This window comes from Rosistilla carotiformis (assembly GCF_007753095.1).
Taxonomy (GTDB): domain Bacteria; phylum Planctomycetota; class Planctomycetia; order Pirellulales; family Pirellulaceae; genus Rosistilla; species Rosistilla carotiformis.
Window position 1 is genome coordinate 3,051,647 of sequence record NZ_CP036348.1, and the last position, 22,805, is coordinate 3,074,451.

Here is a 22,805-nt window from a genome sequence, read left to right on the forward strand (position 1 = left end):
CGATGAATGGCGTGCCAGAAATCTTTACTTGGCGATCCCTTCCGATGCTGTTGCTGACGTTGATTGCGTTGGTGATGGGGAGTTTCGTCGGCTGCCGCGAAGCGACGCCGGTGGTTGTTCCCGGGGCGGCCGAAGGGGTGACCACGGTCTCGACCGATGCGTCCGATTCGGCAAAGCCCGCGGCCGCGAAGCCACGCCGTGTTCGCAGCGCCAAGTATCTACAGCACTTGTCGCAATACGCATTGTTCGACGGACCATTGGCGGATTTGCGGCCTGCATCGGGGACGATGCCCTACGATGTCAACACGCCGTTGTTTTCCGATTACGCAGCCAAGCATCGTTTGATTCGGATGCCCGAAGGGACGGCAGCGAACTATCAGCCTGAACACGTTTTCGACTTCCCGGTCGGCACGGTGATCGCGAAAACGTTTTATTATCCTCACGATAGGAACGATCCGGCGCGGGGACGGCGACTGATCGAGACACGGATCCTATTGCACCAGCCAAGCGGATGGGTCGGATTGCCTTACCTTTGGGACGATGCGCAGCAGGACGCGACGTTGTCGTTGACCGGCGGGGCGGTGGAAGTGCAATGGAAACATGAGGATGGCAAAGATCGAACCAACACGCATCTGGTGCCCAATTTCAACGACTGCAAACGTTGTCACGAAAATCAACGGTTCGAGCCGATCGGCCCCAAGGCGGGCAATTTGAATCGTGAATTCGATTATGTCGATGGGCGTGAGAACCAGCTGGAACGCTGGAGTCGGTTGGGACTGTTGGATGGCTTGCCCCCGGCAGCACAGCGCACGCGGTTCGCTGTCTGGGACGATGAATCGACGGGGGACTTGAACGCACGAGCCCGTGCTTGGTTGGATGTAAATTGTGCACACTGTCATAGCGCGATCGGGCCAGCCCGCAATTCCGGATTGCACCTACACGTCGATGTCGACGAACCGTATCGGTTGGGCGTATTCAAAACCCCCGTGGCCGCAGGGCGGGGAACCGGCGGACGTTTGTACGACATCGTTCCCGGTCAGCCGGACGCTTCGATTTTGATGCATCGGTTGGAGACCGACCATGTCGGTGAAATGATGCCCGAAATCGGCCGATCGCTTGTCGATCAAGAAGGGGTGGCACTGATACGTCAGTGGATCACGGAACTTGATCAACCGCAGGACGCCCCGACAGCAAATGTTGCTCCGGGGATCTAAGCCTGCGAAGGCCGAAGCCGCTTCTCAAGCAAACAGGTCGGTGACCGGTCGTCCTTTGCCGTCGTTGGTGACGTAAAACGGTCGGCCTTCGATATCGAATCCCGTCCGCGGGCTGATGCCCATCGCCGTCATGATGGTGGCGTGTAGGTCTTCGATCGAAACAGGGTTTTCGATTGCCATCAAGGGACGCTGCGGGGCGGTGGCACCATACAGGAACCCCTTCTTCATGCCGCCGCCAAACATCAACACGCTCGATCCGCCGGTGAAGTGTCGGTGCAACCCATAGTGTTTCAGTTCGCTGAGCACATCGACTTTAGCCGTCGCTTGATCGTTGGCGTTGGAGCCGGGTTGGCCTTCCATCAAGGCGTCGCGACTAAATTCGGACGCCAAGATCACCAGCGTCCGGTCTAAGAGGCCACGCTGTTCCAGGTCGGTGATCAATTGGGCGATTGGGCGGTCGATCTCGCGATGCATCCGTTCCAACGTGACGTGCCCATCGTTGTGCGTGTCCCAGTGCAGGAACGGCACGTATTCGGTGGTCACTTCGACAAACCGAGCTCCCGATTCGACCAACCGTCGCGCCAACAGACAACCTTGGCCAAATCGGCCGGTGTTGTAGCGATCGAAGCTTTCCTTGGGTTCCAGGCCGATGTCAAACGCTTCGCGATCGTTACTGCTGAGCAATCGGTAGGCGGAGTCCATCGAGCGTAACATCGACTCCTGTTGATAATCACTCAAGAAGTCGCGATCGGGACTACTGTCGACCAAGCGTCGGAACAGGCGGTTGCGATCGGCGAACCGCTGAGCCTGCATGCCTTTGGGAGGGCGAACCGAGATCGCCGCTTGATCGGGATAGGGCAGATTCATCGGCCCAAACTCGCTTCCAAAAAATCCTGCCGTGGTGAAGGCTTTGAGTTCTTCGCTTTCGCCCACCCCTTCGAGCCGTTGACCGATATTGATAAATGCCGGCATGACCTCATTGCGGGGGCCCAACACGCGAGACATCCAGGCACCGATGTGTGGGGCAGCCACCGTTTGTGGCGGGACGTAACCGGTATGCCAATGGTACTGATGACGCGAGTGCAAGATGCTGCCCAGATCGGGTTGCACGTGCGAACGGATCAACGTCGCTCGATCCATCACACCGGCGATATGTTCCAGCCCTTCACAGATCTTGATGTTATCGACCGCGGTGTCGATCGCTGGAAATGTACTCAGCATGTCGGCCACCTTCAGGCCGGGCGCGTAGGGGATGTAGTGCTTGGGATCGAAGGTATCCGGTGCCGCCATGCCTCCGCCCATCCACAACAGGATGCAGGCGTCGGCGGTCGGGCGCGGATGTTCGATTCCATGGGCGGTTTCGGATGCCAAGACCTGTGGGGCACCGGTCGCCAATGCAGCGGTTCCCGCAGCGGATAACTGACGCAGGAAATCGCGACGGACGATAGATCGGGGGGCGGTGGGATCGTCGAAGTAACGCATGGCTTGGTTTGTTGTGGCTAGCGGAGTTCGGGGCGGTACGATCTAAGGGAACGTCTCAAGGCTCCCTAATCGCGGCCTCAGTCGTCGGAGAGTGGATCGGAATCGTCGGGCCGTTTTTTCGGGTCGACGTAAAATTTGGTGATATCCAGTCCGTGCCGCTGTTCCTCTTCCATGATCTTGAGTCGTGTTTCCAGTCGTTCCATGCGCCGCAGCAGTTGCGGAATGATCTCGACCGTCAGGTCAGCGGGGGTGGCGCGGGGAACCTTCGGATAGCCCAGATGTCGCTGCAGCGCTGCGAACAGAAACAACGGGTCCTTGTGATGATTCGCCATCGCCATCCGACCTTCGTGTTCGCCGAACAGCGGCGGGAGCTTGGGTTGGAAGTCGGGGCCATCGACCGCGCGTTTGCGGGTCACATACTCTTCGCTGCGCAGGAAGATCATGTCGGCCATATCGACCAGACCGATTTGATGGCGGACTTCGAGAATCCACCGGCTCCAATCGGCATCGTAGATCGGATCCTCGCTCATCGCTTTCAGCCCTGGGTCGTAACGCAAGCGGTTGCGGCATAGGGTTTCAAACTGATAAAGGAAGCAACCTTGGGGCGTTGGGGTTCCGCTGCGATATTCCGCATCGTGCTGCAACACTTTGACCGCCGTCTGCATTCCAAATCGGCCACGGTCGTATTCGGCTTCGTCGACCAGAAACGTCTGAAAGGGGGTAAAGTAATGTTGCATGCGACGCATCGCCGGACCCATCGCGCCGCCGTGCAATAATTCCGTCAGCAGGAAATCGACCGCCATCGGCAGTTTCGTGCTGACCAGCAGTTCATACTTCACCTGCTTCAGCAAGTCCTGCATCGCCAGCCGTTCGCCGATCCGTTCGCTAAGGATTCGGAAAAAGTAGGCCTGTTCGACAAGTTCTTCTTTGGGGAGCACAAGCAAGGTTCCTTAAGCAATTGCGTAGCATCGGCCGACGCCAAGCTTCTATCGTACCCTGTTTTCACGTCGCTACGTAGCCAACAACGGAACTTGATACGTCCTAGCGTCCCGACCCTCGTGGTCTGGACGGGTGCCGCCGACGGACCTAAAACTGCGGGTTTATGATCTTCTTCAGGCGTTTCATTAGGTGATCGATTGATTAACAACCCCCGTCCTCAACGGTCGATCGGAATGACGTCGCTGGTCTGTTTAGTGGTCGCCAACATGGTCGGGGCGGGCGTGTACACGACCAGTGGCTATTCCTTGCAAGCACTCGGATCGCCGACTCGGGTGCTGGCGATGTGGGCGATCGCCGCGGTGATCGCGATTACTGGCGCAATTGCATACGGAGGGTTGTCACGTCAATTGGTTCGCTCCGGCGGCGAGTATCTGTTCCTGTCGCGTGCGGTCCATCCGTTGGCCGGCTTCATGGCGGGATGGATTTCGCTGTTGGCGGGCTTCACCGGCGCGATCGCTTTTGCCGCGACGACATTCGTGAATTACCTGCCCGCGAATTTGCAAATCGATAGCAGCCGCGAAAAAACGCTCGTGGCTGTTGGCTTGATCATCTGTGCGGCGCTGCTGCACTTGTTTCGGACCGGGACCGGTGCGATCGGACAGAACATCTTGGTGTGCGTCAAATTGGTGGCGATCGCGTTGTTTATCGCGATCGGCCTGGCCGCTGTCGATTGGCCGAGTGCAGGTGCGGCGGCGGATTCGGCGGCCGCGCCCGGGCCAGACTTCTCAACGTATGCCAATCAATTGATGTGGATCTCGTTCAGTTTTGCCGGCTTCAACGCATCGATCTACGTCGCGGGAGAAGCCAAACTGGGTCGCCGAACGGTGCGTCGATCGATGTTGTTTGCCGCGATCGGGGTGTCGGTTCTTTACCTGTTGATCAACACGGTCTTCCTGTGCACGGCGCCGCAAGAGGCGATCGTCGGACGCGGGGATATCGCCGCAGTCGTCGCGAAACACCTGGGGGGCGAACGGCTGGGGCTGGCGGTGCAGTTACTGGTGGCCTTGTCGTTGGCGACCAGCGTGACGGCGATGCTACAAGCGGGACCACGGGTGTACGTGAAGATGGCCGAAGATGGGATGTTGCCCGCATGGTTGATACCGGATGGGGACGTGCCGCGTGTGGCGATCGTGTTACAGGCGGTGTTGGCTGCGGTGTTGGTCTGTGCAGCGTCGATTCACGATCTGTTGGATTACACAAGTTTTCTGCTTTCCGTGAGTGCCGGGGCTACGGTGTTGTGCCTGTTGTTGCCACGGTTTCGAGGCCAGCCGGGGAAGCGTCCCGTCGTCTTGTGGCCTGTTTTGCCTGCCTTTTTCGTGGTCGCGACGCTCGGGATCGCCGTGGTGGGCTGTCTCTATCGGTATCAACAGAGTCCGACCAGTCTGATGCTGAGCCTCGCGGTGGTGGCGTCGGGGATCGGAGTCTATCGCGTGCGGCCGGGCCGATCGGGCTCGCGATAGCCTGTTTTTCGTGGTGACATTAAATTACGTTTAGCCTTGAAACCCACAGCCGCCCCCCTCCCACCTGTAGCATGGAAACGATGAGCCCTCTGGAAATCTTCTCGGCTGTCTTTGGCCTGTTTGTGTTGGCGATGATCGTTGCCAGTCTTATCGCTTGGTCGGTCGCGCTGCGGCGGTTGTGGCAAGGCGACGACATCCTGCCACTGGAAAATCGAAGGCCGGTCGGTTGGGGTGTCGATGGCGTGATCGTGGCGCTGGGGCTTGTCGTCTTGTTGGCCAACGCGGCCAGCTTTATCGCTCAACGTGCCGGCTGGTTGGAGCTGCCCAAAGATCCCCAGACGACGCCGATCTCGCTGTCCGATATGTCGACCCTGCTGAGCCTCGAAGGGGGCTCCCGAATCGTCGCCTGTGGATTGTTGGTCGTGTGGTTGGTCGCACTTTATCGTTCCAGCGCCATCGATCTGGGCTTTGCGGTTCGTCGATCGCATCTCGTCGCCGGCGTGTTGGGTGTCGTCGCATTGCTGCCTCCCATCTATTTACTGCAGGCGCTATTGACCGTTTGGTGGGTCGAATATGAACACCCGGTGTTGGAGCTGTTGCAAGAATCAGGGGACCCGATGTACCTGCTTCCAATGGCCTTGGTGGCGGTCGTTGTGGCTCCGTTGACCGAAGAGTTTTTGTTTCGCGTCGTCTTGCAAGGTTGGTTGGAGAGCAAAGCGATGGGCGGTCCAGAGAACGCCTTCCCCGTCGCAGGCCCGTCGCCTGGTGGCGACCAGGTAGACTTTGCGGACCCGGCCGCGGGCGAAGGGGGAGCACCGATCGTGGCAATGCCAACCGGAGCGACGCCAGACGACGTCCGCCGCGTCCCGTACTGGCCGATCTTGGTCAGCAGTCTATTTTTCGCGCTCGCGCACCTAGGACATGGGCCCGCTCCAGTGACACTTTTCTTCCTCGCCCTGGGGCTTGGCTACCTCTATCGCCAAACACACAGTATTTGGCCGTCGCTATTAGTTCACTTTAGTTTGAATGCGATCACGATGATCGTTGCGGCGGTCAGCATGATCGTTGGGGAAGGATTGTAGCGTTGGAGGTTCCCAGCGGGGTGATCGAAGCCCACCGAGCGGCTTGGGGGGGGATCACTCGAGCTCTAGTTTAATGGCGTTCAGAATTACTTAACGCGATTTTCATCATGGTTTTCGAACATTAAGGGCGACATGGTCTGTATGATCTATCGGTCACGGCACGGCAATTGCATTGTCTGAGACCGGAAAGGAACAGGGGACTGGGAAGTTACCGTCCCCGACAGCCACATGTTTAATTTTGCATGGGAAAATCGACCGATGAGCAACGTAACGGGCCAACTGCAAGCGGATTGGAACACTGATGCGATCTTGGAAGTGCCACGAAAATGGGCACGCTGGATCGAATCGTCGCCAACTATCCTTGCAGTGTTGGCAATTTGGATTGGACTCGTGTCGGCTTATGATATCTATCTGACGATTAAGTTCGCGGATTCATTGGCCTACCTGGAACAGAACCCTGTCGCCCGCGGGATCTTGAATCTCGATTCGATCAACGGGATGGGGGTTGAACACTTGGCGCGATTCATTGGCCTCAAGTGTGGTGGCACGGTGGTGTCGATCGGCGCGCTGTTTTTGATCAGTCATTGGAAGCACCACTTGGCCAACTTGGCCGCTGGCGGTGTCGCTTTAGTTCAATTGGGAGTGCTCGCCTTTTTGAGTTTTGCAAACTGAGCATGAGGTATTGGGGATCCGCCCCACACCTCCGTCGACATCGCACCCGCCTCACACCATCCCACCTACCATCCTCGACAACAAGCAAGCATTGGTTTTCTCTGGAGCGTTCTCCGCTTGAGGGCAATCGTTTGCTAGAATGACGCCACATCACCTGTGATCTTCATTCGAATGCCTTCCGACGAGGTTTTGTTTTGCCAACCATCGTATTCGCGCACCGCTACCTGTTATCGTGTGTCGTTTTGTCCGTCGGTGCGCTCGCATTGTCAGCGCAACCGCCCAGCCCTGCGGCAGCGCCGAAGGCGGGGATGGGGATTATGGTCGGTGAATTGACCAGCGCTTCGGCGAACGTGCAATTGCGTTTGACATCAACCGATACTTTGGTCGAACGCGATCTTCCGGGATTGGCGGGGACGGTTAGTTTCCAGTTATATAAGGAAGGGAGCGACCAGGTCGTCGGGAAACAGATTTTGAAGGCGAGCGAACATCGCGACTTTATCGCTCGAGCGACGTTTAAGTCGCTAATCCCCGGCACACGCTATCGCTGTGAAACCGAACTCGCCTCCGACACGGGTGCGGTCACCGCCGGACCGGTAGCGCGGTTCAAGACATTGCCCGCCACAGATGCCACCGCCGAAGTGCGGTTTGTCGTGGTCACCGGGATGAACTACGCCAAATTTCACGGCGACAGTCGGATCGATCTGAAGCAGCATCGGATCGAAAACAACACCAATCTGCCGGCACCTTACGCGGGCGTCGACAAGCATCTGGGCTATCCCGCGTTGGCATCAATCCTGAAATTGCAGCCCAACTTCTTCGTCGGGACCGGTGACAACGTTTATTACGACACGCCCGATAAACCACGCGCCAAGACGGTGGTGGAATTGCGACAGAAATGGCATGAACAGTTCGTACAGCCGCGGTTCCGTGATCTGTTCGCGGCAGTTCCGACCTACTGGATGATCGACGATCACGATTACCGTCAGGACGATTGCGACAATTCGGGCAACTACCATCCCCTGCCGGTACTCGGCCGCCGGTTGATGTTGGAGCAATTGCCTGTCGCGCAAGCCGATGACGCGGACGCAAAGACCTACCGCACGTTTCGAATCGGCAAGGATCTGCAGATTTGGCTGACGGAAAACCGGATGTATCGCAGCGATAACGCGATGGAAGACGGCCCCGAGAAAACGATCTGGGGTGCCGAGCAAAAGGCCTGGTTGATGAAGACCTTGGAAGCGAGCGACGCGACGTTTAAGTTGCTGATCTCGCCGACTCCGATGGTCGGTCCCGATGATAAACGTAAGACCGACAACCACACCAACATCGGCGGCTTTCGGACCGAACGCGATCAGTTTTTTGCGTGGTTGAAAACGAAACAACTCGACAAGGGCAACTTCTTTGTCATTTGCGGCGACCGGCATTGGCAGTACCACGCGATCGACCCGTCGGGGATCGAAGAGTTTTCTTGTGGCGCATTGGTCGATGCGAATTCAAGGCTTGGGCGGAAAGCGGGGGATCCCGCGTCGACCGATTCCGACGGTTTGATCAAACAGCCCTACCTGCAAGATCCTCGCTCGGGCGGCTTCCTGGAAGTCGTGTTGACCCCAGCGGGAGATTCCCAGCCGTCGACGTTAAATTTCCGCTGGCGCGACGAACTGGGTGTGGTGCTGCACGAAACCAGTAAGCCGGCCAAGTAAGTGACGGAAACCACGACGCGGGGCCCAGCGATCCGGCACGTTCGTCAAGCGAGCCGCCAGGTTTTCCCGCGCCGTGGGGGAGGTTTCTCGATCGATGCGGGGTGCGAAATCCATCCCGCTGTCGCGCCGGCATGCAGCGCTTTTTGGTCCGGGTTAGAAATCGTCGATCCCGGCGGACATGTCTTCCAGTTTCGACATCGCTTGCGTTTGGATTTGGCGAATGCGTTCACGCGATAACGACATTGCGGAACTGACTTGCGTGAGCGTCCTCGGCGTGCCGTCTTTGATGCCGAAACGCATTTCAACGATGCGTCGCTCTCGCGGGTCCAGACGGCTCAACATCGACAGCACCAACGGCCGCATGTTCTGTTGTTCCTCGATGAACGCCGGGTCGGACGATTCCGAAAGCTCGGGAAGCGTCTCGGCAAGCGACAATTGATCGTCGTCGGACCGGTCGTGAATGGAAACGGTTTCCCGTAAGGCGCCCAAAGCGCGGGCTGTCGATTCGACCGACATTCCTGCGTCGCGCGCGATCTCATGTGGATCGGGATCGCGAAGGTGGCGACGGTAAAAATTCTCCTGCGTTTGGCGGACCTGTTTGACGCCTGAAAAGGCGGCTTGCGGGACACGGACCAATCTCCCTTGCACGGCGACCGCACGGCTGATCGCTTGGCGAATCCACCACGTCGCGTAGGTGCTGAAACGGAATCCGCGATCGGGATCAAATTTGTCGATCGCTTTCATCAGCACCGCGTTCCCCTCTTGAACGAGATCTAAAAATCCGAGTCCTCGGCCACGATACTGTTTGGCAATCGGAATCACCAAACGCAGATGATGGCTAACAAATTCCTGCTTCAGTCGCGTCCAGTGGGCACTCACATCGTCGGCCCGTTTTGCGACCCGCGCCATCTGTCGCGATGGGAAGCGTGAATCGTCGGCGTCAAACAGCGACTCCAAGATCGAGACGCGAATTGGCAGGTCATTCAAGAGATTGCGGACCGCGTGACGTCGACGGCGCAAGCGCCCCAGGGCGGCCTGACGTTTGACTTGAGAGCAACGTCGGGTGGCGAGTTGCTTGCGATCGTTGTTATTGTCTTCGTCGATCCGCTGCAAAGAATCAATGACATGAGGGATCGCCTTGCGTAGGAACTGAATCCTTGGGAGGTCGTTGGGGGCGACTTCGATCACGGTGTCGATACGGACATCGCGGCAGACGACGGTCGTTAACCATTCGATGATTCCAGGCAAAATGCCCGGATGCATCAGCAAGCAGTGGCGGTACACAACGCCCGTCTTTTTGATCCGCCGCGTGATCGCGATCTCTTCGTCGTTGGTCAGCAGACGGGTCTTCGAAATGTCCGCAAAGTATTCTTCCAAGCCTTCGGTGTCGTTGCTCGATTGCAAAGCGTTGTGCGAACCCGTCTGACTGACCCAGCGATTGTTTTGTGATTTGTTGGCGAAGCGGACCATGGGAGTTCTCCTCCGGGAGTTGTGAGCATTCGAGATCGGAATGCGGGGATGAGTTTTTGAGCGGAAAGTCGCAACGGTGGGTTGGGGAGCCCGAACCGTTGCGACATCGATCCAGCCGACGCCCCTCAACGGAGCGTGTTGGCGGAGGGCACGATTACGTGCCCGATTTCAAGATCACGTACCGCGAGCCTTGATCTGTTTTGACCAACAACAGCAAGGGATTCGACAAATCGTGATCCTTGGTCAACGCTTCGAATTGGTCGACCGAAGCGACGCTTTTGCGTTCGACTTGCGTGATCACGTTGCCCTCTTGCAATCCCGCCCGGTCGGCAGCACTGCCAGGGTTCACGTTGGTGATCACCACGCCAGCGATGTCTTTGACGCCCAGCTTTTTCGCCAAGTCTTCGGTCAGATTGCCAACTTCCATGCCCAGCGATTCAACTTTCGATACTTCGGCGGTTTGACCGCTGTGGGCCAGACCCGCTTCGGGCTGGACTTCGCAAACCGCTTCGATCGTCAAAGGCTTTCCGTCACGCATGATCTCGATCGATTGCTTCGCACCGGGATCGGATTGTTCAACGACGTTCTGCAGACCGCGTGGATCGTGAACTTCGCGACCACTGAACGATAGGATCACATCGCCTTGCTTTAGTCCCGCCTTCTCGGCTGGCGAACCGGGCACGACTTCGGTCACCAACACGCCGTGATTCGATTGCACGCCGAAGGTGGAAGCCAAATCGTGGCTGACCTTTTGAATCCCAACACCCAACATCGCACGTCGGACGACTCCGTCTTTGATCAATTGATCGCTGACCCATTTCGCTTCATCGATGGGGATCGCGAACCCGACACCATTGTTGCCTCCGCTGCGCGAAGAGATCGCTGTGTTAATGCCGATCACTTCACCGGCCAGATTCACCAAGGGCCCACCACTGTTTCCAGGGTTGATCGCCGCATCGGTTTGCAGGAAATTTTCCCGCGCCGTAATCCCAATCCCACGACTCTTGGCACTGATGATGCCGGCGGTGACAGTACCTTCGAGACCGAAGGGTTGTCCCAGGGCCAGCACCCAATCGCCGATCTCCATCCGGTCGCTGTCTCCCATGCGGGCGGCAACCAAGTCGGTGGCTCCATCGATCTTCAGTACCGCCAGATCCGTTTTAGGATCGGTCTTTACTTCCGAAGCCTTAAATTCGCGTCCGTCCGCCAATTTGACCATGACGTTGGTGGCGTCGGCGACGACGTGGTTGTTGGTCAGGATTAAACCCGACGCATCGATGACCACTCCCGATCCGATGCCGGTTCGCGTGGTCGATTCCGCGGAAGGTTTGAAGAATCGATGCATCTCGGGTTGCCCCTTGAACATCTCACCAAACGGTGTGCCTTCGCCGAAGAAACGTTTCATCATTTCATCGTCCATCGGTTGGCCCTGGCGCGGTGCGGTGGGGCCGGCGACTTCGGTCTCCGAGGTGATCGTGACCACCGACGGTGCGACGACGCGCGCCGTTTCGCGGAACGCTTCGCTCAACGAATTGGCGTTGGCCACCGCGGCGCTAACGCGTGGCGGATTCGATTCGGCTTGCAGGTGAACGGCCGCTGTCGAACCGATCATCGCCGCGATCGCGAAGCCCACGATCCAAGGGGCTTTGCGTTTATTCAGTTTTGTAAGTCTCATATCTTGTGCTCCCAGATTTCAACCACTCGTGGTGGTTTTGACAAACGGAAATTCCACGTTGTCGTGGTGCGGTTCGAGATCACCACTCCCTGAGCGATGCGAACTGCTGAGGGGATGCTTAAGCAGCGATCGTGCCAATCCATCGTTTGGGCACCGACTCGGAGTGGACAAGCGGTGGCACTGAACATGGAAAAACAAGCGTTTTTCAGCACCAAAAGAATTTCGAATGTTTCGCGTTCGACCCGATTTCCGACGCGTTGCAACGCGTTTGCCACGGGGCATTCTGCCCCGCTGGGGCAGAATGCCCCGATCGTGAACGGGGCGCAGAGGGCCCAAGATTTCCGCGTCGGCGAAGCGGCAAACGCTTCCTCATCGGTCCCCTTGGACGCGGCACGGGGAGCGCTTGGCTAAGGTGTTTCGCGGAGCTTGCGATAGAGCGTTTTGCGGTCGAAGCCAAGGATCTTCGCAGCGGTCGTCTTGTTGCCGTCGACAGCTTCCAAGACGTGTTGGATGTAGCGGGCTTCGACAGCTTCCATGGGCAATAGTTCGGCCGGGTCTTCGCCGCCGATCAAGACTTGTTTTCCGCGATGGCTGCGAATCTTTTCGGGCAGGTCTTCGGGCGCGATGCGATCGTAACGGGTCAGTGCGACGGCGCGTTGAATCACGTTGCGGAGTTCACGAACGTTGCCGGGCCAGTTGTAATCGACAAGCTTTTGCGCCGCAGTTTCGGAGAGTCCTCCGATCGGCCGGTTGGCTTGTTGAGCGAATTGGTCGATGAAGTGTTGCGCCAGGATCAGCACGTCGGTGCCGCGACTGCGCAGCGGCGGCATTTCGATCTGGATGACGTTGATGCGATAGAACAGATCCTCGCGGAAGGTGCCCGCTTCGACCATCGCTTCGAGATCCCGATTGGTCGCGGTCAGCAACCGGACATCAAACGCGCGTTCGGCAGCACCGCCAACGGGGCGCGCGGATCCCTGTTCAAGCGCCCGCAATAACTTCGCCTGCATCGACAGCGGCATCTCTCCCAATTCGTCCAGGAAGATCGTGCCTCCATCGGCTTGGAAGAAGAGCCCGGGGCGATCGGTCGACGCATCGGTGAACGCGCCTTTGACGTGTCCAAACAATTCGCTTTCGAGCAGCGTTTCGGGGAGCGCGGCGCAATTGAGTGCGACAAACGCGTGTTGCGATCGGCGACTCAAACGGTGGATCGCTTGGGCCGCCATCTCCTTTCCCGATCCGCTCTCGCCGGTGATCAGCACCGAAGCTTCGGAGTCGGCGATCTGCCGCACTTGATCGGCTAAGCGAAGCATCACGGGACTTTCGCCCAGGATCTGATCCAGGCTGCCGCGTCGCGCCGCGGCGACCTGCTGGCTGAGCAAACGAATCTGTTGTTGCATGTCGCGGCGTTCGACGGCGCGACCCAACGTTAACGCCAACAGTTCGAAATCCAGGGGTTTGGTGACGAAGTCGTAGGCGCCGGCGCGGATCGCGCTGATCGCCGTTTCCATGCTGCCAAACGCCGTCATCACAACCACCGGAACATCGCCGCGGTTGTTGACGATGCGTTGGCAGAGATCGATTCCGTTGAGACCTTTCATCTGCATATCGGTCAGCACGACATCGAATTCGCTGCGTTCGAACGTGGCGAAGGCTTCCAACGGGTCGGTAAACCAATCGACGACAAAGCCCAGCGGTTCGATCGCCGCTTTGGTCAATTCGCACATGCTCTGTTGATCGTCGACGACCAGCACACGTGGCAACGGTTTTGTTGGAGAGTTCTCAGACATGGGGGCCGATGATTTGTGGGATGCGAGGAAAGGGGCCGATTCAGGTCGTGGGGGCGGTCGGGGCGACGGGCAATTCGATCCGAAACGTTGTTTGGACGCCCGGTTCGCTTTCGACATCGATCCGCCCACCATGCTCTTGAACGATGCGGGTGACGATCGACAGCCCCAGTCCGGTTCCTTCACCGACAGGTTTGGTTGTATAGAACGGCTCAAACACTTGCTGGATGTCGTCGTTGTCGATCCCATGCCCCGCGTCGCTCACTTCGATCACCGCGCGCTCATCGTGACGCGCGACGCGGACGGTCACACGCCCGCCGTCGTCGCTGGCATCGATCGCGTTGACAATCAAATTGGTCAACACTTGTTGGATCTGATTCGCGTCGACGTGCCCCAAGACGTTGTCGTCGGCCAGGCATTCCAAGCTCACGCCGCGGCGTTGGGCAAGGGGCTTCAGCAGCACGATTGTCTGTTCGGCGATCTGGTTCAAGGGACATACGATCCGCCGAGGCGTATCGCGACGGGCAAAATCGAGCAGCTGGCGGATGATCGTTGTCATCCGTTTGGATTCCTTGATGATCTCGCCGGCACTGGTTTCGATCTGTGATGGATCGGCGGTTGTGGATTGGATCAATTGAGCGCGGCCTTGGATCACGTTTAATGGAGTGCCCAGTTCGTGTGCGATTCCCGAGGCCAATCGGCCGACGGTTCGCAGCCGGTCTTCGTGGCGCAGTTGCTCGATCGCGGCGACCTTGGCCGCCGTCTCGGCGTCGACTGCGGCCTGCGTTTCGGTCAACCGTTCGCACATCGCATTGATGCCATCGGCCAGTTCTCCCAATTCATCGCGGGCGTGTCCCTGCAGTGGTCCCGAGAGATCGCCGTCGGCGATCCTCGACACTTTGCTGGTCAACCGCTGCAGCGGACTGGCGAGGAAATAGATGCTGGCGACGCCGACGGCCAGCGTCGAAGAAACCATCACGGCGGCGGCGAGTATCCAAATCGCACGCATCGAATCGCGGCGGGCTTGGGTTAATTGATCCATCGTCTGCACAAACTCCAACCCCCCTGGCCGCGGTTGGTCGGTTTCGACCGGAATGTAGCTGAACAGCTGCAACTGACCTTCGGCATCCCGGATCGGAACACTTTGCAGTTGCTGGCGGCGAAGCGATTGAATCTCGACGGCCACCCGCGGACCACCGCGATGGGACTGTTCGTCGAACCACACCCACCGCGAATGGAGCTCGATCGCAACCGGCGCAATGCCGGACATCTCGGTGCAGATCTTATGACGTTCCGACGCCGGACGAGCCGCGAGCGTGCCGGTCGCTTGGTCGGCGAAGCGTCCGGCCACTTCCTCGGCGCGCGCCAAGAAGACCGCTTCCTGCTGCTGCAGCAGAAACCACGACAGCATCCAGGTCACCGTCGCGATCACCGACAGCGAGACCAACATCATTTTGAACGCAATTTTCATGCAGTGGTGTACCAGTGGGATCTGTGTGAACGCATGAAGAAGATCCGGCAAAATCTGAAAGTGACGTGCCGCAGTTTAAAAAATAAGCCATAAATTGGAGGTCGCCAAACCCGTCGCGAAGCGTGCTTGCGTCAGCCGTCCCCCCAAGCCGCGCGGCGGAGATCGCTGGCTCGGGGAATCGGATGCCATCGCTGCAGGGGCAACGGCATCGATGTCGAGGAACCGAGGTCGCCAGGGCGTCCATCGACAAACCTTTGCCCGCGGTTTGGCTAAGTCCTATGATAAGACGCATCGCCTTGGCAAAACCAGCGGCGCTGGAGGCGGTTGACGACGCAAGGCACTCTGGATGCCCCCCTGAACCTCGCAATCGGAGCAGCTTCGCGGACCGCCATCGCAGCCCTGGGATCGAGTCATTGACGGGGCTCGGGGCTGTACAAGTGCCGCAAAACGAGGTATATTAGAGATCGGTTGGGTCGTGAAATGCTTGGCTAATGAAAGCAAATTTCGATCGTCAATCTGCTTCATATCCCAACGTCGGTGGCCAGTGTTTATCGTGCAATGAACGCTGGTGTTTTTTTGTATTTGTGTTGGTTGTCTAACCAAGGGCTCGGTCGTCGAGCGCTGGATGTTGGACGACTGGCCGAAGAGTTCGCGTCCGAGGAGACGATTGGTGGGTAAGAAACTGTACTGCGGGAACTTGGTCTTTGGTGCGACGAGTTCCGACTTGGAGCAGTTGTTTGGGCAGTTTGGTGTCGTCGCGAGTGCGCAGGTGATCAGCGATCGCGAGACCGGACGCAGCAAGGGGTTTGGGTTCGTCGAAATGTCCAGCGACGAAGAAGCCGCGGCGGCAATCGATGGACTCAATGAACAGGACTACGACGGCCGTGCCTTGGTCGTGAACGAAGCCCGCCCACGCGAAGATCGTGGTGGTGGCGGTGGTTATCGTGGCGGCGGCGGCGGGCGCTACTAAGGATTACAATTTAAGTTCCAGCCGAACATTCGTATTTTAGATTGACTAGGGAAGGTCAGGATTTTCAGCAACCGTTTGTGGGGCGTGTTTACGTCTCAACAATCGCCAACTACACAACGGAGATTTGCATGCCTGTCGTTCGAGAACAAACTTTTACGAAGTCGGAACAGAGTGTCTTGAAAACGTTTCGTGAGTTTCTGATGAGCCCAGGCCAAATGCTGTGCTTTTACGGACCGGAACTGGAAAGGTACCGCAACGCGTTGAAGGGACTGACCGAACGCGGGCTGTTGGTCAAAGAGCGGTTCAAGGGAGCTTACTCTCTGACTCGCGAAGGCTTTGCGGCAATGCGATCGGTGCATCCGCATCTGGCTTAGATCGAAGCGGGCAAGACGATCGCTTGCTTTTGGGCAAGAGGAAAGTCCGGGCTCCGCAGGACAGGGTGGTCGGTAACGCCGACCGGTCGTGAGATTAGGGAAAGTGCAGCAGAGAACAGACCGCCGAACGGCCTCTCCCTCGTGGAGAGGTGCGTGGTAAGGGTGAAACGGTGAGGTAAGAGCTCACCAGCGTCGAAGGTGACTTCGGCGGCTTGGTAAACCCCACCCGGAGCAAGACCAAACAGGAAGCCGTTCGGAGTAGGTTGGTGCCGCGAGGTGCAAACAGACGCCGGCGCGATGCGGTTCGCATCGCTGTGACTTCCGGGTAGGTTGCTCGAGACGGTGAGCAATTTCCGTCCTAGATAAATGATCGTCCAACGCTACGGCGTTGCACAGAACCCGGCTTATGCGCCTGCTTCGATCTTTTTTTCTCCCGCGGCGGCCGACTTGTCATCGCCCGCTTCAGGGACGTCCGCCGTGCTTGGGCGGACTGCTCGTCCCCCAGACCGTTGTCGCGGTTTCCATCTGCAAGGACCGCTTTGGCGTTGCTGAGCGTTCGCGAGGGGGCGATTGAGACGGTCGGAATTGTTAAGATTTGACTTGTCGGTGAAAAACGCCAGGCATTCGCAAGTTGCCCCCTTGGTTGTCCAGCCATGGGCGAATTATCGTTAACGGTTTGTGAGACTTTGCCATCGGATCGCATCCATTCTGAAGCGTTCCGTACTTCCGCACCGGACCCGCCGTTTATGAATCGCCGCACTGCATCGGTTACTTTGACGCTCTTCTCGTTTCTTTCACTCGGCCTCTGTGGGGCCGCTGACCCCGTTCGCCAAATGCAAGCCGACGCCATGGCGAAGGGCTCCGCCACTTGGGGCTACTGGGGCACCGATCCCAGCGAATACTCCACCTGGACCAGCCACTCCAATCGCTTGATTCCGATTTACACTTTCGGGCTCGACATGCAGTCGTTGCGAAGCGAGGGAAGCGTTTACAGCAATGCCGAAGCGCTGACCCAGTTGTACGGTCAGGTGCCGAACGGTTCGTTGCAACCGGAGGCCGAATACTTCGATCAGACGGACATCTATCGACTGCAAAAAATGGCTGTCGAAGCTGGGAAGAAGAAGATCATCTTGATGGTTTTTGATGGCATGGATTGGGAAACAACGCAGGCTGCGGCGATCTACAAGCAGCAGCGATTGACGCACGAAACGGGACGCGGCACGGGGTTGAAGTTCCTCGATTATCGCACGGCCGTAGCCGATTACGGCTATTGTGTCACCAGCGCCCATCACAGTGACGCGACGTTTGACGTCTCCGCGCAATTGGTGATCAATGGCGAAGAGGGGAGTGCTGGCGGGTATGATCCGTTGCGCGGTGGCAAGGCGCCTTGGGACAAGGCCAAGTCGCGCGACTATCTGATTGGTAAAGATCGCCAGCAGCCCGATTGTGTGACCGATTCGGCTTCGTCGGCAACGTCGATGGTCTGTGGTGTCAAAACGTACAACGCGGCGATCAACGTGTCGGTCGATGGGAAACAGCTCGAACCGATTGGCCGGTGGTTGCAACGTGAACACGGTTTCCGTGTGGGGATTGTCACCAGTGTTCCGATCAGTCACGCGACGCCAGCCGCTGCGTACGCAAACAATGTCAGCCGGAACGACTACCAGGACTTAACGCGAGATCTGCTGGGGCTGCCATCGTGCAGCCATCGGATGCCGTTGTCGGGAGCCGACGTCGTGATCGGTGCCGGCTGGGGTGTCTATAAAGATCAAGATTCAGGGCAGGGGCAGAATTTTGCTCCTGGCAATACCTACGCCGATCTTGAAGATTTGCGTCGCAGCGACCTGGACCAGGGGGGGCGTTACGTTGTCGCGCAGCGGACTCCTGGAGAAAACGGGGCAAGTTTGCTTTCTGCGGCAGCTCGACGCGCGATCGCTGAAAACGGCCGCCTACTCGGTTTCTTCGGGACCGATCAAGCGCATCTGCCTTTCCGCACTGCCGATGGACGTTACGACCCAGCGGCAGATGTCAAAGGAACGGAGGTTTACGAACCGGCCGATATCAACGAAAATCCAACCCTCGCCCAGATGACTGAAGCGGCGCTGCAGGTTCTGGAATCCAGCGAGCAGGGTTTTTGGTTGATGATCGAAGCGGGGGACGTCGACTGGGCCAACCACGCCAACAATATCGACAGCTCGATTGGCGCGGTTCTTAGCGGCGAAGAAGCGTTTCAGAAGACGGTCGATTGGATCGATGGTCACGATGCTTGGGAAGAGACGGCTTTGATCGTGACGTCGGATCACGGGCACCACTTTGTGCTTCGTGAGCCCGAGGCGTTGATCCAGAAAAAACAATAACCGGCGCCGGCCGCGAGCTTGGCTGCCGGACGGACGAACAAGGAATTTGAGCCCCATGCCAGCTGCCACCGACGTCCGTTATCTGGTTTTTGATGTAGAAAGTGTCGCCGACGGGGACCTGATCGCTCGGGTCCGCTACAAGAGCGACACGATGCAGGCGGGGGCGGCGATCGAGGAATTCCGCAGCGATCTGGTCAACGAGGGTGGCAAGGATTTTATCCCTTACACTTTTCAAATTCCCGTGGCCGTGGTGATCGCCAAGGTGTCGGCGGATCTGGAGCTGTTGGATCTGGTGTCGTTGGACGAACCGCTGCATCGTCCTCACGTGATCACCCAGCACTTCTGGCGCGGCTGGCAGGCTTACAAGCAACCGACCTGGGTCACGTTCAATGGTCGCGGCTTTGACATCCCTTTGATGGAATTGGCCGCCTTCCGGCACGGCATCCAATTGCCTGAGTGGTTCAATATGTCGGCGCGGACCTACGACCAGAACCGCAATCGATACAACATGAAATCGCACATCGACCTGCACGAAGTGTTGACCAATTTCGGTTCGACTTGGTTCCGTGGCGGACTGAATCTCGCCGCCAATTTAGTCGGCAAGCCGGGCAAGATGATGGTCGAAGGGAACATGGTCCAAGGGCTCTACGAAAAGGGCGAACTGCAAACGATCAGCGATTATTGTCGTTGCGACGTGCTGGATACCTATTTTGTATTCCTGCGATATCACGTGATCAGCGGACGGATCGACGTCACCCGCGAGCAGGAATTGGTTGCCAAGGCGAAGCAGTTCATCGAGGAACGGGCGGCGGATTGTCAGGCCTACAAAGACTATCTGGAAGGCTGGGGCGAGTGGGAAAACCCTTGGACCGCGGGAACCTAATCGACGTCGATAACGCATCGCGGGAAAAATCGTTGCGATCCCAACGGCTCGCTGGCGATCGTCTAAAACGCTGCCGGACTGGGCCCAGCCCGGCTTGACAAAAAGCGACTTCCCGCCGACGATATGGACCACACGGGCTGTAGCGCAGTTGGTAGCGCGCTTGACTGGGGGTCAAGAGGTCGCAGGTTCAAATCCTGTCAGCCCGATTCGTTTTTCTTTCTATCAATCGTTGCTCAAAACGATTCCATGTTGTGCGTTCGCGTGGATTGGTCGAAAGCGGTTTCCTTGTTCGATACCGTTTTGGGCATCGAAGTTCGCTCACGACAAAAGCTGGCATCGGCAAGTTTGCTTCCCCGATATTCGTCGTATCGCCCCTTGGCGTGCTTTCTTTCCAGCGGTCTTGTTTGTCGCTCTATCTCAGACGCGGTGGTAACCCGAAATTCTGGTGTTTGACGCGCCGACGGCGCGTTTGCCGCGCATTTCCATACGGCCGTTATCCGTCTTTTCGATTCCTTCTATCGGCTGCGTTTGCACGTGGGGATTTCGCGATGGTACGAGGCGGAAGTTCGTGTGCTCCGCAGATGAATGCAGGACGCTCGATGCTCCCATCGCAGATCGTATGAGGCGAACATAACATTGTCATGGATCGGCACGATTTCAGGACGCGTTCGTTCCCGTGACAATTTCCCTGGCACCTTTACATTCCTAGATGCGGAATACACGGAAACCAGCTCGTCCCGTAAAAAGTCTTGGGCAGGTCGGCGAATCCAACAGGCAACCAGTCGCAAAATTGCGAACGAAGACGTCCGGTGCGCGGCGGTCTTTTTGTCACCGGCGAACGCCTAGCTCCAACGGATTTCAACCTCTGGAAAACAGGACTTCGGCGTCGCCACCGCCACGCGACGCCGGTTGGGCGTTGTTCGACGGAGGCATTCCATCGTAATTGTTTTCACGTCAAGGTGTGCCGGTTAGACTAAGAGATTCAACGCCCCCTCCAGCCTTCCTCGATCCCTCCAAGAGTTCCCCTCCTCATGACAAATCAAACGCTCCCTCGTCGTCAATTTCTCGCTCAGCAAGCATCGCTTGCGTTGTTCGGTCTAGGAGCGTTGCCTCTTGCCGCGGCAGCGTCGGAGAGCGAGTTTCCGGTTCGCAAAATCACCCGCGGGCCCAAGCATCACTGGTTCGGCTACTACGACAAACTGCAGTTCGATCCCAGCAACCGGTACGTGTTGGGAATGCAGGTCGACTTCGAACACCGATCGCCAACCGCCGACGACACGATCCAAATCGGGATGGTCGATCTGGCGGACGGCGATCGCTGGATCGAACTTGGTGAAACGAAAGCGTGGTCGTGGCAGCAAGGCTGCATGCTGCAGTGGTTGCCTGGATCGGACTCCGAGATCATCTGGAACGATCGCAGCGGCGACCGCTTCGTGTCGCGGATTATGGATGTCCACACGAAGAAAACCCGCACGATTCCCTATCCGGTCTACAGTGTCAGCCCCACCGGCAAAACCGCTGTGACCGCCGACTTCCGCCGCATCAACGATGTCCGGCCCGGATACGGATACGCGGGCCTTGCCGATCCGAACGCCGAAGTTTTGGCTCCCGACGATTCGGGTATCCAACAAGTCGACCTCGTCACCGGCGAAGCGAAAACGATCATTACGCTCGCCAGCATCGCGCGGACCGGCGCGATTCCGAAACCGGAATTTGGCATCAAGCACTACTTCAACCATCTGCTGTTTAGTCCCGATGGTTCCCGATTCATCGCGTTGCACCGCTGGCGTTACCCCAATGGCTCTCGGTTGACACGCATGATCACCGCCAACGTCGACGGAAGCGATCTGCGGATTGTCTGCGGTAACGGGTATACGTCTCACTTCATCTGGCGAGACAACACGCACATCCTCGCCCAGTCGCGGCACTTCGATGGGAACGACAATTGGGCCAACTTCCTGTTTGAAGATGTCGATGGCGGAGGCGACGTCCGCGAAGTTGGCCGCGGCGTCCTGGATGGCGGCGGGCACCTCAGCTATCTGCCTGGCAACAAATGGATCCTCAACGACACCTATCCCAAGGGGAAGTCGCGTATGCAGACGCCCCATCTGTTCGAAATCGCGACGCGGCGACGGATCGATCTAGGCAATTTCCATCTCCCCCCGATCTACAAGGGCGAGTGGCGAGTCGACACGCATCCGCGACTGTCGCGCGATGGCAAACTGGTCTGTATCGATACGCCTGCCGAAGGTGAAGGGCGACAACTTCATCTGATCGATATCAGCAAAGTCGTCGGCTAAAGACTTAAGCCGACTGGCACGCGATCAATCCAATTTTCAAGACTCAGGAATCCTGAGTCTGCCAATTGATAGTCCTTGAAAGATTGGCAGTAGGGTTTTCCATCGCCCAAGCTATGCGAACACGTCTCATCCGGCAGAGTAGGACAACGTCTCGCTTCCAGCCGTTTGACGATGTCTTCCGCTGGGAGCAGCGACCTGCCCGCATTGAGCAGTTTCGAACGACTGCCTTAGAAATCGTCGACGAATGGATGGAACGCCACCAGGAGTTACTCAAGATCGTCCGGTCGGATTAGACGAGCACCGTGGAGAACACGGAGAATTAAGACGCCCTCCGCCTCAGCTTGATAAAAGACAAGGAAGCGTTTTTTGACGATTGAACGTCTCGTACCCGGTCGCAAATGCTCAACGGATTCACCGGTTTGTGGGTGCGCAGCGAGCAATTGGAAACGTTCATCAAAGGCATCCGCTAAGGAATCTGCATTGACCGGGCTTTGCTGCTCAACGGCAACGTAGTGCCAGATCTCCGCAAGGTCGTCTTGAGCGGAGGCGGTGAGCCGAATCCTCGGCATCAGCCTTGCTCAGAGCCAGAGAAACGTTCGCGACCGAGGCGTTTCATCGCATCGGGATTCCATTCAACAATCCGACCTGCGGCGATGTCTTCATCGGCCTCGCTTAGAGCCTCGCCGACCCGACGATCAACCAGCGCCTGTAAGTTGGCGATATCATCCAACCGAACCAGGTAGACAGGGACGCCGCCGGTATCGCCGTCGATGCGTACAGGCCCCACCGGATGTTTTTCGAGAGCCGTGCGGATTTCTGGAGTCATTTGCGGATTCATGATCCAAGTATACCGGACGCTTGCCCGCTAGACCAGCAAATCGGTGCTTCGATCCGCTACGTCAGGTATGC

The 22,805-nt window shown here is 57.7% G+C and carries 18 protein-coding genes, 1 tRNA gene and 1 other RNA gene; 12 read left to right on the forward strand and 8 right to left on the reverse strand.

Going from position 1 to position 22,805, the window contains the following annotated elements:
- The first annotated feature begins 2 nt into the window (after positions 1–2).
- Positions 3–1,214: an SO2930 family diheme c-type cytochrome gene (locus Poly24_RS11190; protein ID WP_145094736.1), complete on the forward strand. Its 1,212-nt coding sequence runs from the start codon at positions 3–5 to the stop codon at positions 1,212–1,214.
- A 24-nt stretch (positions 1,215–1,238) separates the two neighbouring features.
- Here Poly24_RS11190 and Poly24_RS11195 read toward each other — a convergent pair whose 3' ends face one another.
- Both Poly24_RS11195 and Poly24_RS11200 read right to left on the reverse strand, forming a co-directional pair.
- Complete coding sequence (locus Poly24_RS11195) at positions 1,239–2,696, reverse strand: DUF1501 domain-containing protein (RefSeq protein ID WP_145094739.1); 1,458 nt, start codon at positions 2,694–2,696, stop codon at positions 1,239–1,241.
- A 77-nt stretch (positions 2,697–2,773) separates the two neighbouring features.
- The gene (locus Poly24_RS11200) at positions 2,774–3,634 is read right to left on the reverse strand and encodes a hypothetical protein (RefSeq protein WP_145094742.1); all 861 of its coding nucleotides are present in this window, start codon (positions 3,632–3,634) and stop codon (positions 2,774–2,776) included.
- Between the two features lie 198 nt (positions 3,635–3,832).
- On the opposite strand from Poly24_RS11200, the gene Poly24_RS11205 reads away from it, so the two are divergent.
- The 4 genes from Poly24_RS11205 (at position 3,833) to Poly24_RS11220 (ending at position 8,609) form a co-directional block, all read left to right on the forward strand.
- Positions 3,833–5,155 (forward strand): APC family permease, encoded by a 1,323-nt coding sequence (locus Poly24_RS11205; RefSeq protein WP_145094745.1) that lies wholly within the window; start codon positions 3,833–3,835, stop codon positions 5,153–5,155.
- 80 nt (positions 5,156–5,235) lie between these two features.
- On the forward strand, positions 5,236–6,237 hold the full coding sequence (locus Poly24_RS11210) for a CPBP family intramembrane glutamic endopeptidase (protein ID WP_197452497.1): 1,002 nt from the start codon (positions 5,236–5,238) through the stop codon (positions 6,235–6,237).
- A gap of 258 nt (positions 6,238–6,495) precedes the next feature.
- Positions 6,496–6,909: a hypothetical protein gene (locus Poly24_RS11215; RefSeq protein ID WP_145094751.1), complete on the forward strand. Its 414-nt coding sequence runs from the start codon at positions 6,496–6,498 to the stop codon at positions 6,907–6,909.
- Between the two features lie 194 nt (positions 6,910–7,103).
- Positions 7,104–8,609 (forward strand): alkaline phosphatase D family protein, encoded by a 1,506-nt coding sequence (locus Poly24_RS11220; RefSeq protein WP_145094754.1) that lies wholly within the window; start codon positions 7,104–7,106, stop codon positions 8,607–8,609.
- Positions 8,610–8,762: 153 nt separating this feature from the next.
- Here the strand turns inward: Poly24_RS11220 and Poly24_RS11225 are convergent, their stop codons facing one another.
- From Poly24_RS11225 to Poly24_RS11240, 4 genes are all read right to left on the reverse strand, one after another.
- Positions 8,763–10,079: an RNA polymerase sigma factor RpoD/SigA gene (locus tag Poly24_RS11225; protein WP_145094757.1), complete on the reverse strand. Its 1,317-nt coding sequence runs from the start codon at positions 10,077–10,079 to the stop codon at positions 8,763–8,765.
- Between the two features lie 154 nt (positions 10,080–10,233).
- Positions 10,234–11,754, reverse strand: coding sequence for a Do family serine endopeptidase (locus tag Poly24_RS11230; protein ID WP_145094760.1), 1,521 nt, complete (start codon positions 11,752–11,754; stop codon positions 10,234–10,236).
- A gap of 407 nt (positions 11,755–12,161) precedes the next feature.
- Positions 12,162–13,544 carry a sigma-54-dependent transcriptional regulator gene (locus Poly24_RS11235; RefSeq protein WP_145094763.1) on the reverse strand — a complete coding sequence of 461 codons (1,383 nt, stop codon included), beginning with the start codon at positions 13,542–13,544 and terminating at the stop codon, positions 12,162–12,164.
- Positions 13,545–13,584: 40 nt separating this feature from the next.
- Positions 13,585–15,012 carry a sensor histidine kinase gene (locus Poly24_RS11240; protein WP_145094766.1) on the reverse strand — a complete coding sequence of 476 codons (1,428 nt, stop codon included), beginning with the start codon at positions 15,010–15,012 and terminating at the stop codon, positions 13,585–13,587.
- 670 nt (positions 15,013–15,682) lie between these two features.
- On the opposite strand from Poly24_RS11240, the gene Poly24_RS11245 reads away from it, so the two are divergent.
- The 7 genes from Poly24_RS11245 (at position 15,683) to Poly24_RS11275 (ending at position 21,896) form a co-directional block, all read left to right on the forward strand.
- Positions 15,683–15,982: an RNA recognition motif domain-containing protein gene (locus tag Poly24_RS11245; protein WP_145094769.1), complete on the forward strand. Its 300-nt coding sequence runs from the start codon at positions 15,683–15,685 to the stop codon at positions 15,980–15,982.
- 128 nt (positions 15,983–16,110) lie between these two features.
- The gene (locus tag Poly24_RS11250) at positions 16,111–16,356 is read left to right on the forward strand and encodes a hypothetical protein (protein ID WP_145094772.1); all 246 of its coding nucleotides are present in this window, start codon (positions 16,111–16,113) and stop codon (positions 16,354–16,356) included.
- A gap of 3 nt (positions 16,357–16,359) precedes the next feature.
- An RNA gene (rnpB, locus tag Poly24_RS11255) (RNase P RNA component class A) lies at positions 16,360–16,779 on the forward strand.
- Positions 16,780–17,102: 323 nt separating this feature from the next.
- Positions 17,103–18,713, forward strand: coding sequence for an alkaline phosphatase (locus Poly24_RS11260; protein WP_231753578.1), 1,611 nt, complete (start codon positions 17,103–17,105; stop codon positions 18,711–18,713).
- 55 nt (positions 18,714–18,768) lie between these two features.
- Positions 18,769–19,596 (forward strand): 3'-5' exonuclease, encoded by an 828-nt coding sequence (locus Poly24_RS11265; RefSeq protein ID WP_145094775.1) that lies wholly within the window; start codon positions 18,769–18,771, stop codon positions 19,594–19,596.
- 133 nt (positions 19,597–19,729) lie between these two features.
- A tRNA-Pro gene (locus Poly24_RS11270) sits at positions 19,730–19,802 on the forward strand.
- Positions 19,803–20,627: 825 nt separating this feature from the next.
- Complete coding sequence (locus Poly24_RS11275; protein WP_145094778.1) at positions 20,628–21,896, forward strand: hypothetical protein; 1,269 nt, start codon at positions 20,628–20,630, stop codon at positions 21,894–21,896.
- A 266-nt stretch (positions 21,897–22,162) separates the two neighbouring features.
- Here Poly24_RS11275 and Poly24_RS27850 read toward each other — a convergent pair whose 3' ends face one another.
- Together Poly24_RS27850 and Poly24_RS11285 are read right to left on the reverse strand one after the other, a co-directional pair.
- Positions 22,163–22,465: a type II toxin-antitoxin system RelE/ParE family toxin gene (locus tag Poly24_RS27850; RefSeq protein WP_145094781.1), complete on the reverse strand. Its 303-nt coding sequence runs from the start codon at positions 22,463–22,465 to the stop codon at positions 22,163–22,165.
- Complete coding sequence (locus Poly24_RS11285; RefSeq protein ID WP_145094784.1) at positions 22,465–22,722, reverse strand: hypothetical protein; 258 nt, start codon at positions 22,720–22,722, stop codon at positions 22,465–22,467. Before Poly24_RS11285 ends, Poly24_RS27850 begins: the two co-directional genes overlap by 1 nt.
- Positions 22,723–22,805 lie beyond the last annotated feature (83 nt).